2 protein-coding genes are annotated in these 563 nt (G+C 35.0%); both read right to left on the reverse strand.

Translation table 11 applies throughout. The annotated features are described in order from the left end of the window. The coding region (gene zapE / locus ACFIML_RS09360) for an AFG1/ZapE family ATPase (RefSeq protein ID WP_375688058.1) at window positions 1-273 on the reverse strand (273 nt) is incomplete at its 3' end. 86 nt (window positions 274-359) lie between these two features. After that, window positions 360-563, reverse strand: a 204-nt coding sequence (locus ACFIML_RS09365; protein WP_375688060.1) for an AprI/Inh family metalloprotease inhibitor, incomplete at its 5' end; no start/stop codon positions are given.

Below are 563 nucleotides of genomic sequence, written 5' to 3' on the forward strand. Positions count from 1 at the left end.
GAACAAATCCATCAGCATGGTTTTTCCTCGTCCTACTTCACCATAAATATACAATCCTTGAAAGGGATTAGCAGCACTCTTTTGTTTTGCAACAGAGTTTTGTTTTTTTCTCTTAAAAAAATGCCAGAAAGCCCACCACGGCCGAGAAATGTTTTGTTCCGCAACATTTTGTAATAAATGATCAAAATGTTCTGTTAAAGCCAATTGAGCTGGGTCCAAACTGATTTCTCCTTTAGATACCAGCTCTTGATAGCGTGTTGAGACTAAAATCATCCAAACAACCTTTTTTCAACTGCCATCAATGAAATTCAAGACTTCCTTAATATATCTGTTTTTTTTCATAAATGGCTAAAGATGATCTAATGTCTTAAAACAACGGGATAACCATCAACTGTGTATCCCTCAAAACGATCAACATTAGAAGAATAAAGGGTAACAACAATACGTCCTGAATTATTATAGAAATATAATCTTTTTCCTTTAACAGTCCAAGAATTTACTTGAGAAAAGATTCCTGGACAATGTAAAGGGCCAGCGCGATATCCTTGTCCAAATTTTGTTTG

This window comes from Bartonella sp. AC62GZZY, from assembly GCF_042196525.1.
GTDB lineage: Bacteria > Pseudomonadota > Alphaproteobacteria > Rhizobiales > Rhizobiaceae > Bartonella.